Here is a 13252-nt window from a genome sequence, read left to right as displayed (position 1 = left end):
GCCGTCGATCGGATGCGGGGTGCTTCTGGATGTAAGACGTTTGAACTCGAAAAAGAGAGACAGGCCCGTGACAAGGCATCGGCCGCGGCATCGATGCGGGCCGAAAACGAGCGAGAAAAAGGAGCGGCGCGCCGGCGGGCACGCCCGGGTCAACGCGCCTGCAGGCGCACGCTGCCGTCGGGCCGGGCCACCGCCACCAGCGGCAGGATGGCCGGCAGCGCGTCGAGCAGGCCGGCCGAGTCGTTGGTGCGAAAGCGCCCCGAGAGCCGCATCGCGTCGATGCGGGCGTCGGCGCCGACGATGGGCGCGCTGCGGTAGCTGTTGACCGCGGCAAGCGCGTCGCCCAGCGGCGTGTTGTCGAACATCAGCCAGCCGTCGCGCCAGGCCGAGAGGGCGGCGGTATCGGCCTGGCGCACCGGGTCGGCGTGGCCGTCGCGCACCTCGAGCATGTCGCCGGCGCGCAGGTCGACCACTTCGCCGCTGCGTTCGGTGCCGGCGTGGCGCAGCACCTGGACGCGCACATGGCCGTGCTCGACGCCCACGGTGATCGGCCCGCCGCGGTCGCGCACGGTGAAAGCGGTGCCGACCACTTCGATGATCGCCTCGCGCGTGCGCACCACGAAGGGACGGTCGGCGTCGGGCGCCACGTCGAAGCGGACCTCGCCGCGTGCCATGTCGATCATGCGGCGGCGGCGGTAGAGCGTGACGTCGACGGCGCTCTGGGGCGCGAGGTCGAGGCGGCTGCCGGCCGAGGCATCGGCGGCATCGGCCAGCGTGACCTTGAGCATCCGCGCGTTCGGCGTGCGGTATGTCGCCTGGAACACGGGCTGCTGCCAGTACCACTGCACGCCGCGCCCCGCGACCACGCCGGCACCGAGCAGTCCGGCGACCGACAGCAGCAGCTTGCGGCGCGAGGGGTTGCGCGGGGCCGGTGCGGGCACGGGTTCGTCGAAGTGCGCGCGCAGGTCGTCGGCCATGCCGCCCAGCGCGTTCCAGCGCTCGCGCGCCTCGCGCACGGCGGCGGCGTGTTCGGGCGAGCGCGTGCGCCACTGGTCGAGCGCGAGCCGGGCGCCGTTGGCGGCCGGGCTCGGCGGCGCGATCTCGTCCTCGACGATGAGCGCGAGCGCGCGTTCGATCAGCCGTTCACGCGGAACGACCGCTGTGGCCGCACGGCTCATGAAAGGTCTTCGGCCAGTGCTGTGTCGAAACCGGCGTGGCTGTTCACCGCCTGCGGCTCGATCAGTTCATGGCGCAGCTCGGCGAACACGCGCGAGCAGTCGATGGTGGCGCGCAGCAGGTGCTTGGCGACCGCCATCTCGGTGATGCCCAGGCGCTGCGCGATCTCGGCGCGCGAGTGGCCGTAGGCGCGGAACAGCAGGAACACCTCGCGCCGGCGCGGCGGCAGCTGTTCCATGGTTTCCACCACGCGGCGCAGCACGCGGTGCTGGGCCACGACGTATTCGGACGAGGGGGCGGTGAGGTGCGTGCCCACGACGGCATGCGAGACGGCCCACTCTTGCGCGACCTTGCGGTGGCGCGCTTCGTCGATGCACAGGTTGCGCGCCACGCGGAACAGCAGGGCACGTGGCGACTCGATGGCGGCGCCGTCACGCAGGCCGAGGGTGTGCGTGTACACCCGCTCGAAGCTGGACTGCGCGATGTCGGCCGCATGGTGCGGGTCGCGCAGGTCGCGCGTGAGCTGCCGGCGCAAGTCCGCGTAGTGAGACACAAGTTCCTGGACGAGGTCGCGCATCCGGCCGCCTTCTCGCAAGCATCGACAAAGGACCCCTGGGCCGATGGCTGGTGCGCGCCGGTGAATAAGGAGGCGAGGGCGCTGGCTTCGGTGACCCCGGGGATGGGGTGAATAAGAACTATTCTTATTGAGTGTAGCACCGAAGCCTTGCGTTTCCGTGGCTAAACCACGGGCGCGGCGTGGGCGGGGCGCTCCGCGGATGGCACCTGCGGGGCCTGCGTCGTGTGCCGCGGCGTGGCGTTCAGCAGCGCCTGGCCGATCTCGTCGGAGCGGATGGCGGTGACCGACAGCAGCGTGTCGCTCAGGCCGTGGCTGGTCTCGCAGGCGCCCTGCAGGAAGATGCCCGGGCGCAGCGCCGGCGTGCCCTGCACGCGGTAGTCGCGGTCGACCGAGAAATCGCCCAGGTAGGGCGCCAGCGGTGCCAGCAGCGTGCGGTGCGCGTCGCGCGCGTAGCCGGTGGCGAGCACCACGGCGTCGTAGGCCTTGTCGTGGCGCGCGCCGGTGTTCAGGTCGTGCAGCGACAGGTGGATGCCGTCCTGCGCGGCGCGCACGGCCGACACCTCGTGCCGCCGCAGGAAGCTGTGGCGCGTCGAGCCGGCCACGCGCTGGCGGTAGAACACGTTGAAGATCTGCTGGATCAGCTCCAGGTCGGGCGCGGCGTAGTTGGTGTGCCAGAACTCCTCGAGCAGCTCGGCGCGCTCGTTCACCGAGCGGTTGAACACGAAGTCGGTGAAATCGGTGTTGAAGATCTCGTTCACGAACGGGCTGTCGTCCGAGGGCTTGATGGAGCGCGCCCGCATGATCAGGTCGATCTGCGGCTTGGCCGGGTGCGACTGCAGGTCCATGAAGATCTCGGCCGCGCTCTGGCCCGCGCCCACGATGGCGATGCGGTCGGCGCCGGGATGGCGGGCGATGGCCTCCAGGTAGGTGCTCGAATGGAACACGCGGCCGTCGTCGCGCAGGGGCTGGAAGCGCGCCGGGATGTTCGCCACGCCGCCCACGCTCACCACCAGGTTGCGCGCCAGGCGCTCGCGCACCGCGCCGTTGGCGTCGCGCGAGCGCACGCGCAGCAGCGAGACCTCGTTGCCCTTCATCTCGGGCACCACCTCGAACACGGCCTCGCCGTAGGCGCAGCGGTCTTCGAACTGCGCCGCGGCCCAGCCCAGGTAGTCGTTGAACTCGTGGCGGCTCGGGAAGAAGGTCTTGAGGTTGATGAAGTCCTGCAGGCGCTGTTTCTCGTGCAGGTAGTTCAGGAAGGTGAAGCGGCTGGACGGATTGCGCAGCGTGGCCAGGTCCTTCAGGAACGAGATCTGCATGTGCGCGTTGTCCAGCAGCATGTTGCGGTGCCAGACGAAGCCCGGCTGCTTCTCGATGAACAGCGCATCGACGAAGTGGCCCTTCTGGCGCTTCTCGTCGAGCGCGATGGCCAGTGCGATGTTGGACGGGCCGAAGCCGACGCCGATCAGGTCATGGATTTGCATGGATGTCCTCCAGGGATGGCTCGTGTCGACGAGCCGGGGCCGGCGAAGCGGCGGTGGGGTCGGCGCGCGGAATCCACAGCGCCTCGCCGAAGAAACGCTCGCGCCACAGCACGCCCAGCAGGGCGCGCTTGTGCGGAAAGTCGAACTCCTTCACATGGGCGTAGCCGCAGCGGCCCAGGCTCCGGATCATTTTTTCGTTGTCGGCGCGCGGCTCGATCACCAGGCGCTGCGTGCGCGGGTCGTCCAGGAAGAGGTAGTGCGACACCGACGGCATCCAGGCCGTGAGAAAGGGCTTGCCGCGAAAGCGCGCCTCGCCCACCAGCGCATGCCAGCCGCGGTCGTGGTCGGCCGCGTCGTAGAACGGTGCGATGCGGTCTTCCCTGGCCCAGTAGGCCTCGAAGTAGCCGAAGGCCTCGCCATCGAAGCGGCCGACGAGGCCGGTCACGCGCGGGTCGGCCGCGATGCCTTCCAGGTACTGGCGGTGGCGCGCGAGGTCGCCTTCCTCTTCCCAGAAATGGGCGACCACGGGGTCGTTCATCCAGCGGTGGAAGGCGGGGAGGTCGCGTTCGATGTCGACCGTGTCGAGCGTGAGCGTCTTACCCAGCCACGGGATGTGGCGGCGGTACACCGTGCCCTGCGGCTTGGCGGGGCGCAGCGGATGGCGCTTGCCCTGCGTGACGACGAAGCGCTGCGCGAAGGGCTCGCGCGGCTGCGGCAGCCAGGCGCGCGGCCATTGCCAGAAGGCCTCGCGTGCGATCGTGGGCAGCGCGCCCTCGGCCGGCGTGACGATGCCCGCGTCCACCAGACGCGTGCCGGTCGGCAGCGGCGATTGCAGCGCGAGCTGCCGCGCGGCCGGGTGGCGCTGGAAGGCCGCCTCGATTGCCGCCAGCAGGTGCGCTTCGTCAGGCTCGCCCGCGCAGGCGCCCAGCCATTCGAGGCGCGGCGTGCCGGGCTGCGCGCGCAGGGCCCAGGTGCTGCCGTGGCGGTCGCCGTCGAGCGGCGTGACCTTGAGCGCGGTGCCTTCCAGCCGGACGTCCAGCACCCGGCCTTCGGGATGCGCGTGAAAGCGCCATGCAGTGTCGTGGGCGGCCAAGCAAAACCTCCGGGGTGTGGTCGATGTGTGTGGGATGCAGAAGGAAGACGCGGGCTGCGGCCGGATGTTTAGTCGGCGGTGCTTGCGCAGCGCTCCCGCTCGAACTCGGGCGAGAGCGGACACGCGCCGCAGTAGCCCAGCCGCGGCACGAGGTAGTAGAGGCAGCACTGGCGGTGCAGCGTGACGGGCGGCGCGCTGCGGTCGGCCACGCGCACGCCGCGGCGCGCGGGCATGAACATCGGGTTGTCGCGCGCCTGGCCGCACGGTTGCGGCCAGGTCGAGCGGTGCAGCAGGTGGTCGAGGTCGGCGGCCACGGCGGGCGCCTGGCCGCTCATGCGCAGGCCTTCTTCGAGCACCGGCTCGAGGTAGCGCACGGCGTTGCCCCAGAGGATCTTGGGCGCCAGCCGCGTGAGCTGCGTCAGCCGCGCGAACAGGGGCGCGAGGTGCGTCCACAGCAGCACGTCGTAGCGCGCCGCCGTATCGGTGCCGGGGCGCGGCGTGCCGAGCTCGACGATGTGGAAGCACTCCGGGTCGCCGTCTGCATCGTCGAGCGACACCCAGACCTGCTCGGGCCCGACCGGAAAGCCGTGCTGCAGCAGGCTCGCCGCGGCGGCCACGGGCGGCAGCAGCGCGTGCAGGTAGTTCATGCTCCAGGCGGACGCGACCGCGCGCAGGTCGCGCTCCGGCATGTTCAGCGTGCGCGCCTTCAGGCGCAGCAGCGCCAGCAGGCGCGGCGGGTCGGCCAGCAGGTCGGCCACGCGCACGGCGTCGGGCGGCGGGTGTGGGGCGCAGGCCAGCGTTTCGCCGTAGGGCGCCCACTCGCCCTGGAAGATCGGCGCGAGCAGCGGGATCACGGGGCGGGGCCGAAGGTGGCGTGAAGAAGAAGGCGCACAGGCATGCAGCAGAAGACGCGCCGGCGGGCCGGAAATTTAGTCCGCACGAGGCCCGCACCTAAACAGCGTGCCCCACGGAGCGTCTACTCACTCATTGACAGCAGTGCAGGCGTGCGAATCCCCATGAGCTTCTTGAGACACCGTCCCTCCGATCCGGCCTTCAGCATGGCCTGGCGGCTTTTTCGCGAGCTGCACGACGCACCGTCGCCCGAGCGCGCCGAGCAGCTCGTGGCCTGGCTCGGCCAGGACCCGGGCCACGTGCGCGCGCTCGACGAGGCCCTGACGCTGTGGGCGCTGGCGGGCGCCTCGGTGGTGGAGGCCGCGCGCGAGGCGGGGGCGCAGCCGCTGCTGCAATAGGCGCCGCGCCTTCCTGCTAAACAAGCAGGCGCGCCGAACGTCATTGCAGGGAGCCCGTCTCCCTTTGCAACGAACCGTCCGCCGCATGAACCTCACACCCGCCAGCGCCCCCGCGTCCGAACTCGTCCGGCTGTTGCGGCCCTACTTCCCGTGGATCGCGCTGTCGACCGTGACCGGCATCGGCGCGGGCATCGCGACCGTCGCGCTGCTGGCGACCATCAACCAGGTGCTGCATCGCCCCGGCGGCCTGGCCGGCGGGCTGCTGCTGACCTTCATCGGCCTGTGCGTGGTGGCGCTGGTCGGGCGCGCCACCTCCGACATGTCGAACAACGTGGTCGGCCAGCGGCTCGTGGCGCAAGTGCGCAAGAGCCTGGCGCTGAAGATCCTCGCGGCGCCGATCGATGCGCTCGAGCGTTACCGCATGCACCGCCTGATGCCCGTGCTCACGCAGGACGTCGACATGATCAGCGACGTGGCCTTCATGCTGGCCTCGACCATGATCGCGCTGGCCGTTTCCCTTGGTTGCATGGGTTACCTGGCGTGGCTTTCGCCGCCGCTGTTCGGCCTGCTGCTGGGGGCGCTGCTCGTGGGCATCACCGTGCAGAGCCTGGCGCATGCGCGCGGCATCTCGGGCTTCTTCAAGGCGCGCGAGCAGGAAGAGGCGCTGCACAAGGCCTACCGCGGCATCAGCGAAGGCGCGAAGGAGCTGCGCATGCACCGCGCGCGCCGCGCCAAGGTGTACGAGCAGCAGGTGGCGCACACGGTGGAGCGCATCCACGACATCAATCGGCGTGCCATCAACATCTTTGTGCTGGCCTCGTCCTTCGGCTCGGCGCTGTTCTTCTTGCTGATCGCGCTGATCCTCGGCTGGGCCGCGTTCCGCGACACCGCGCCCGTCGTGCTCAGCGGCTTCGTGCTGGTGCTGCTGTTTCTGAAAGGCCCGCTCGACCAGGTGGTGGCGGCCCTGCCGCACCTGGGGCGCGCGAAGGTGGCGTTCGAGCGCATCGGTGACCTGTCGGCCCGCTTCGCCACGCCCGAACCGCACCTGGACCTGCACGCGCCGCCCGCCACGCCGGTGCTGCACGACGCCATCGAGCTGCGCGGCGCGCGCTATGCGTTCCCGGCGGTGGAGGGCGCGGAGCCCTTCGTGCTCGGCCCGGTGGATTTGCGCATCGGCCGCCGCGAGATCGTCTTCGTCGTCGGCGACAACGGCTCGGGCAAGACCACGCTCATCAAGCTGCTGCTGGGCCTGTACGCGCCGGTGGATGGCGAGCTGCTGCTCGACGGCAAGGCCGTGACGCCGCAGACGCGCGACGACTACCGCCAGCTCTTCACCACCGTGTTCTCCGACTTCTACCTGTTCGAAGACCTCGTGGCCGGCGAAGAGGGCGGCCACCAGGCGCTGCCCGAAACCGCCTTGCCCTACCTGCAACGGCTGGAGATCGCGCACAAGGTGTCGGTGAAGAACGGCGCCTTCAGCACCACAGACCTCTCGACCGGCCAGCGCAAGCGGCTGGCGCTGGTGCATGCGTACCTCGAAGGCCGGCCGGTGCTGGTGTTCGACGAATGGGCCGCCGACCAGGACCCGGCCTTTCGCCATCTGTTCTACACCGAGCTGCTGCCCGAGCTGCGCGCCAAGGGGCACTCGCTGGTGGTCATCTCGCACGACGACCGCTACTTTCACGTGGCCGACCGCATCGTCCACATGAAGGCCGGGCGCATCGCGCAGGCCACCGAGGCGCCGGCGCCGAGCCTCGCGGCTTGACCCGTTCGCGAAGCGGGTGCTAGCGTGGGGTTCGCTTCGAACGAACCTCCACAACAGAAAGAACAGGCTTCCTCATGCACCTTCGCTCCACCCCGCGTTCATGGACGCGCGTCGCCTGCCAAAGCGCCGTGCTGGCCAGCGCCTTGCTCGCCGTCAACGCCATGGCCCAGAAGCCGCACCAGGGCGTGCTCGACGCCGCCACGCAGCAGAAGGACGAAACGCTGCAGCTGCTGGAGCGCATGGTCAACATCGACTCCGGCTCGACCAACACCGAAGGGCTGGCCAAGGTGCGCGAGATGGTGGCGGACGAACTGCGCAAGCTCGACGCGCGCATCGAGAGCTTTCCCGCAGAGCCGCACCCGGGCACCAACCTGGTCGCGACGCTCACCGGCCAGGGCAAGAAGAAGATCCTCATCCTGGCCCACATCGACACCGTGTTCAAGGACGGCACGGCTGCGGCCAAGCCCTTCTACATCAAGGACGGCCGCGCGTACGGTCCCGGCGTGATGGACAACAAGGGCGGGGTCGTGGCCGGTCTGCAGGCGCTGAAGATCCTGCAGAAGATCGGATTCAAGGACTACGGCCAGATCACCTTCCTGATCGACACCAACGAAGAGACGGGTTCGGTCGGCACCAGCGCGCTCATCGAGCGCGTGGCCAAGCAGCACGACGTGGCGCTGAACCTGGAGCCGGGTCGCCCGGCCGACGGCCTCGTCGTCGAGCGCAAGGGCTCGGCCACGGCGCTCATCGAGGTGAAGGGGCTCGCATCGCATGCGGGCGTCGCGCCCGAGGCGGGCCGCAACGCGGCGATGGAAGTGGCGCACCAGGTGCTGCAGCTGTCGAAGGTGGCCGACGCGGCGAAGAAGACCACCGTCAACTTCACGGTGCTCACGGCCAACGGCCCGACCAACGTGATTCCCGCGTCGGCCAGCGCCAAGGGCGACGTGCGCGCCGCCACGCCCGAGGAGCTCGACCGCGTCGAGAAGGACCTCACGCGCATCGCGCAGAACAAGCTCATCCCCGAGACCGAGGTGCGTGTGCGCCTTGTGCGCGGCCTGCCGCCGATGCCGCGCTCGCCCGCGTCGGACAAGCTGGTGCGCATGGCCGAGGGCATCTATGGCGAGATCGGCAAGAAGCTCACCATCGAGAGCAGCGGCGGCGCCGCCGATGCCAGCCTCGTGGCCGGTGTCGGCGTGCCTGTGCTCGACGGCTTCGGCATCGTGGGCGGCGGCATCCACACGCCGGAGGAATACGCCGAGGTCGAGAGCGTGGTGCCGCGGCTTTATCTGCTGTCGCGGATGCTCATGGACCTGAGCGCGAACTAGGGGCTGCTGCCGGGGCCTCAGCCCCGCTTCGGAATGCCCAGGCCCTTCACCACCGCCGGCCGCGCCACGAAGGCCTCGAGCACGCGCGCGACGTTCTTGAACTCGCTGAAGCCCACGAGGTCGCCGGCCTCGTAGAAGCCGATCAGGTTGCGCACCCACGGGAAGGTGGCGATGTCGGCGATGGTGTACGTGTCGCCCATGATCCATGCGCGGTCGGCAAGGTGCTTGTCGAGCACGCCGAGCAGGCGTTTCGATTCCGCCACGTAGCGGTCGCGCGGACGCTTGTCTTCGTAGTCCTTGCCGGCGAACTTGTTGAAGAAGCCGAGCTGGCCGAACATCGGGCCGATGCCGCCCATCTGGAACATCACCCACTGGATGGTCTCGTAGCGGGCCGCCGCATCCTTGGGGATGAACTGGCCGGTCTTCTCGGCGATGTACAGCAGGATGGCGCCCGACTCGAACAGCGCCAGCGGCTGGCCGCCCGGGCCGTTCGGGTCGAGGATGGCGGGGATCTTGTTGTTCGGGTTGAGCGACAGGAACTCCGGCGACATCTGGTCCTGGGTCTCGAAGCTCACGAGGTGCGGCTCGTAGGGCAGGCCGGTTTCCTCCAGCAGGATCGACACCTTCACGCCGTTGGGCGTGGGCAGCGAGTACAGCTGCAGGCGCTCGGGGTGCTGCGCGGGCCATTTCTTCGTGATGGGGAAGTGCGAGAGATCGGTCATGGGGAAAGTCCTTGGAATAGGGGCGACAACGGCGAGCGCCGGATTCTGCCCGGCTCAGGGCGGCGGTGTGCGCGCATGGCCTTGCAGGCGCGGCAGCACCTCGCGGCCGAGCTCGTCGACGATGTCCTGTGCGGGCCGCGGGCTGCTGCGCGCGAGGTTCAGCAGCACGTGGGCGACGCCGGCGTCTTCCATGCGGTCGAGGTAGTCGACGAGCGCATGGCGTCCGGCGCGCAGGCCGAGTTCGATGGGCTCGGCGGGCGCGTCGGCATCGTCCAGCAGGTCGAGCTGCAACGACTGAACGAAGGGCTTGGCCTCGCCGCCCGCGCGTTCGCGCAGCGCGGTCTGCCACAGGCCGATGCGGCCCTGCTGGCGCGCTTCGTCGCGGTGGTAGGTGGCCCAGCCGTCGGCGTGAGCGGCGGTCCATTGCAGCGACTGGCGCGCCGAGCCCACCACCAGCATGCCGATGCGCGCGGCGGGCGCCGCCATGAGGTCGTGGCCGCCGGTGGCTTCGTGCAGCGCGGCGCGCTCGTGCGCATCGGGCGAGAGCGCCGAGCGCACGAGGTTCCAGCGTTCGCGGAAGACGTCGCCGCGCAGCGCGATGTCCTGCTGGAAGATGGCGAACTCGGCCTCGCGGTCGCCCGAACCCAGGCCGAGGATGAAGCGGTCGTTCGACAGGCGGTTGAGCGAGAGCGCGGCCTTGGCCACGTGCAGCGGATGGCGCAGCGGCAGCACGGCGGCGGCGGTGCCGAGCGCGATGCGCTGCGTGGCGGCGGCCAGCGCGGTGAGCCAGATGAAGGGCTCGTCGAGCACCGCGGTTTCTTCGCCCTGCGGCAGCATCACGGGCACGTCGCGCGTCCACAGCGTGGCAAAGCCGAGCGTGTCGGCCAGGCGGGCCAGTTGCAGTTCGATCGCGGGGGCGGCCATCGCGCCGTGCGGGCGCGCCAGCGGTGTCATCAGGCCCAGGGTGAGGCGCCCGGCGAGCAGCGTCTGCCGGTAGGCGGTGTTGAACGGCGCCATGGCGGCGTCAGGCGCGCCGCTTGCGGGAGGGCGGCGCGGCGGGCGCTGCGAACAGCCGCTCGATCGATTGCCGCACGTCGGCCTGCATGTCGGCGATGGCCTTGGTGTCGCCCGAGAGGTGCTTGAGAAGCGCCTGCAGGAACAGCCCGTCGAAGAGGGCGTAGCAGGCCGAGGGCGGCAGGCCGGGGGCTTGCCCCGAGAGTTCGGCGAAGCGGCTCATGATGCGCCAGATCATGTCTTCGAGGCTCTTGTCGATCTGCACCACGTCGTCGTGGAAGGCCGCTTCGAACAGCGCCTGCGAGCGCAGGTCGTACCAGAGACGGTGCACGTGGCCTTCGCCCTGCAGCGTGTCGCCCAGGCTCTGCAGGAAGCCTTCCATGAGCTCGTCATACGTTGTGGCGGTGTCGACCGCGTGGTCGTAGCGCGTGACGCAGCGCGCCTTGTACTGCTTGACGCTGCAGACGATGAGGTCGACCTTGTCGCTGAAGTAGTAGTGCAGCACGCCATGCGAGAACTCGGAGTTCTGCGCAATCTCGCGCAGGCTGGTGCGTGCGTAGCCGAGCGTGGCCAGCGTGGTGAGGGCGGCTTCGCCGAGCTCGGCACGGCGCTGCTCGAACTTGTCGGCCGGCGCCTTCTGCACCCGTCCGGCGTGCTTCTTTACCCGTGAATGAGTGGTCATTTCTAGCCAGGCCGCAGAGTGCCGGCCGCTGTGTTTCCTGGTGATTGCAAACCATAGCACGCGGCGTGGGAAATTCCTCCTACGTGCATTCCAGAGGCATTTTACGAAATCTGGGCAGTCGTCAAAAAAATTCTTGACACTCGTCAAGTCGATTCCTAGCATGGCCGCTCCATCTCATACACATATCCACAGGAGACAAGTGATGGCCAAGTTCGACTTGACGGGGCGCAAGGCCCTGGTGACGGGTGGTGCGCGCGGCATCGGCGCGGGCATCGCCCAGGCGTTGGCGCAGGCGGGTGCGTCGGTGATGATCGGTGACGTGCTCGCCGATCTGGGCCGCGAGACCGCGCAGCGGCTCTCCGCCGAAGGGGCGAAGGTGGGCTTCGTCCCGCTCGACGTCACGAAGGACGGCGACTGGGCGGCTGCCACCGAAGCCACGGTGAAGGCCCTCGGCGGCTTCGACATCCTGGTCAACAACGCCGGCATCGAGATCACCTCGCTGGTGGTCGACGTCGACGGCGACGACCTGCGCCGCATGCTCGACGTGAACGTGGCCGGCACGCTGCTGGGCATGAAGCACGCCTTTCGCGCGATGCGCCCCGGCGGCAGCGCGGGCGGCGGCGGGGCGGTGGTCAACATCGCCTCGGTCGCGGCCACCATCGCCTTTCCCGCCATCGCCGGCTACTCGGCGACCAAGTCGGCGGTCGACCGCGCCACGCGCGTGGCGGCCATGGAGTCCGGCAAGCTGGGCTACGGCGTGCGCGTCAACTGCATCTACCCCGGCCTCGTGCCCACCGACATGGGCATGAAGCTCGCCAACGACATCGTGGCCGCGGGGCTGGCGCCCAGCGTCGAGGCCGCCGTGGGCGACGTCATCGGCCAGACGCCGCTGGGCCGCCTCGGCGAGATCGGCGACATGGCCGACGTGGTGGTCTTCCTCTGCTCCGACGCCGCCCGGTTCATCACTGGCGCGGGCCTCGCGGTGGACGGCGGCATGGGCATGTGAGCGATCAACCAGGAGAGAAACAATGAGCAGCAAGAAGAAACCCGTCATCGTCTACGGCGCCTCCGGCTACACCGGGCGCCTGGTCTGCGAGTACCTGCGCGAGTACCACATCCCCTTCATCGCAGCAGGCCGCAGCGCGGAGAAGCTCGAAGCGGCGATGAAGTCGAACGTGCCCGGCATCGAGACCGCCGACTACGAAGTGGTCGAGGTCGCGCACACGGTCGAGGCGCTCACCGAGCTCTTCAGCGGCGCCTCGGTCGTGCTCAACACGGTGGGGCCGTTTGCCAAGTTCGGCCCCGAGGTGGTCGATGCCTGCCTGGCCGCCGGCTGCCACTACACCGACACCACCGGCGAGCAAGACTGGCTCATCACGCTCGACCAGAAATACGGCGCCAAGTTCGCGGCAGCCGGCCTGCTGCTGTCGCCCGGCCTGGCGCAGATGTACACCACCGGCGAAATCGCGGCGCAGCTGTGCCTGGAAACGCCCGGCCTGGACACGCTCGACATCGCCGTGTTCTGGGGCGGTAGCCCGACCATCGCGTCGACGCAGACCATCCTGGTGAACGCAGCCACGTCGAAGGCCTTCTACCTGGAGCAGAACCAGTACGTCGAATGGCAACCCGACGCGGGCCTGTACCACCTGTCGATTCCCGGCCAGCATGAAGCCGCGCTGGCATTGCCCTGGGGCGGCACCTCGCACCCGGTGTGGTTCAAGCGCGACCCGCGCGTGGCCAACGTGAAGGTGCTCGGCGGCGTCTTCAACAAGCCGCTGATGCTGGGCGTGCCGCAGATCGTGGCCGCCGCGCTCAAGGCCACCGAAGGCATGAACGACGAAGACCGCTATGCGGCGCTGGCCCAGACGGCCGCGGGCGTGATGAACACCATGCCGCCGCGCGAGAACCCGCGCATCAACAAGTCGGTCGATTCGGTGCATGCCTCCGGTCCGCTGGGGCGCGCGCATTGCGTGATCTTCGGCAACTGCAACTACAAGCAGACCGGCCTGCTGCAGGCCTATGCCGCGGCTTCGCTGCTGCAGCAGGCGCCGCGCCGCGCCGGCTTTGCCTCGGGCTGCCAGGCCTTCGGGCACCGCGAGCTGCTGGGGGCGCTGCGCAGCTTCGGGCTGGTGCAGGAACCCGTGCTCACGCGGATGGGCTGACGCGC

The 13252-nt window shown here is 69.6% G+C and carries 13 protein-coding genes; 5 read left to right on the top strand and 8 right to left on the bottom strand.

Annotated features, from left to right (window positions below; all coding sequences use genetic code 11):
• Positions 1-149 precede the first annotated feature (149 nt).
• The 5 genes from AC3WQM_RS18355 to fhuF form a co-directional block, all read right to left on the bottom strand.
• Positions 150-1178: a FecR family protein gene (locus AC3WQM_RS18355; protein WP_492680697.1), complete on the bottom strand. Its 1029-nt coding sequence runs from the start codon at positions 1176-1178 to the stop codon at positions 150-152.
• On the bottom strand, positions 1175-1753 hold the full coding sequence (locus AC3WQM_RS18350; protein ID WP_492680695.1) for an RNA polymerase sigma factor: 579 nt from the start codon (positions 1751-1753) through the stop codon (positions 1175-1177). Before AC3WQM_RS18350 ends, AC3WQM_RS18355 begins: the two co-directional genes overlap by 4 nt.
• Positions 1754-1914: 161 nt before the next feature.
• Entirely contained in the window at positions 1915-3234 is a 1320-nt protein-coding gene (locus AC3WQM_RS18345; protein WP_492680693.1) for a lysine N(6)-hydroxylase/L-ornithine N(5)-oxygenase family protein, read from the bottom strand.
• Complete coding sequence (locus AC3WQM_RS18340; protein WP_492680691.1) at positions 3221-4327, bottom strand: GNAT family N-acetyltransferase; 1107 nt, start codon at positions 4325-4327, stop codon at positions 3221-3223. The genes AC3WQM_RS18345 and AC3WQM_RS18340 overlap by 14 nt, the downstream gene beginning before the upstream one ends.
• Positions 4328-4395: 68 nt before the next feature.
• Complete coding sequence (gene fhuF, locus AC3WQM_RS18335) at positions 4396-5181, bottom strand: siderophore-iron reductase FhuF (RefSeq protein WP_492680689.1); 786 nt, start codon at positions 5179-5181, stop codon at positions 4396-4398.
• A gap of 162 nt (positions 5182-5343) precedes the next feature.
• On the opposite strand from fhuF, the gene AC3WQM_RS18330 reads away from it, so the two are divergent.
• From AC3WQM_RS18330 to AC3WQM_RS18320, 3 genes are all read left to right on the top strand, one after another.
• Complete coding sequence (locus AC3WQM_RS18330) at positions 5344-5577, top strand: hypothetical protein (RefSeq protein WP_492680687.1); 234 nt, start codon at positions 5344-5346, stop codon at positions 5575-5577.
• 85 nt (positions 5578-5662) lie between these two features.
• Entirely contained in the window at positions 5663-7342 is a 1680-nt protein-coding gene (locus tag AC3WQM_RS18325) for a cyclic peptide export ABC transporter (protein ID WP_492680685.1), read from the top strand.
• A 74-nt stretch (positions 7343-7416) separates the two neighbouring features.
• Entirely contained in the window at positions 7417-8667 is a 1251-nt protein-coding gene (locus tag AC3WQM_RS18320; RefSeq protein ID WP_492680683.1) for a glutamate carboxypeptidase, read from the top strand.
• Between the two features lie 17 nt (positions 8668-8684).
• Here the strand turns inward: AC3WQM_RS18320 and AC3WQM_RS18315 are convergent, their stop codons facing one another.
• Genes AC3WQM_RS18315 through AC3WQM_RS18305 form a run of 3 tightly spaced genes read right to left on the bottom strand, consistent with a single transcriptional unit; the run spans position 8685 to position 11085 of the window.
• A complete protein-coding gene (locus AC3WQM_RS18315) occupies positions 8685-9389 on the bottom strand; it encodes a glutathione S-transferase N-terminal domain-containing protein (RefSeq protein WP_307637852.1) in 705 nt (234 codons plus the stop codon).
• A 54-nt stretch (positions 9390-9443) separates the two neighbouring features.
• The gene (locus AC3WQM_RS18310; protein WP_492680681.1) at positions 9444-10406 is read right to left on the bottom strand and encodes a TIGR03571 family LLM class oxidoreductase; all 963 of its coding nucleotides are present in this window, start codon (positions 10404-10406) and stop codon (positions 9444-9446) included.
• Positions 10407-10413: 7 nt separating this feature from the next.
• Positions 10414-11085: a TetR/AcrR family transcriptional regulator gene (locus tag AC3WQM_RS18305; protein WP_492680679.1), complete on the bottom strand. Its 672-nt coding sequence runs from the start codon at positions 11083-11085 to the stop codon at positions 10414-10416.
• A gap of 202 nt (positions 11086-11287) precedes the next feature.
• Between AC3WQM_RS18305 and AC3WQM_RS18300 the strand changes: the two genes are divergently transcribed.
• Positions 11288-12091: an SDR family NAD(P)-dependent oxidoreductase gene (locus AC3WQM_RS18300; RefSeq protein WP_139702900.1), complete on the top strand. Its 804-nt coding sequence runs from the start codon at positions 11288-11290 to the stop codon at positions 12089-12091.
• 22 nt (positions 12092-12113) lie between these two features.
• Positions 12114-13247, top strand: a complete 1134-nt coding sequence (locus tag AC3WQM_RS18295) for a DUF5938 domain-containing protein (protein WP_492680677.1) — start codon at positions 12114-12116, stop codon at positions 13245-13247.
• Positions 13248-13252 lie beyond the last annotated feature (5 nt).

Source organism: Variovorax sp. FW301-JW7 (assembly GCF_058788795.1).
This window is presented reverse-complemented; position numbering and strand designations above follow the sequence as displayed.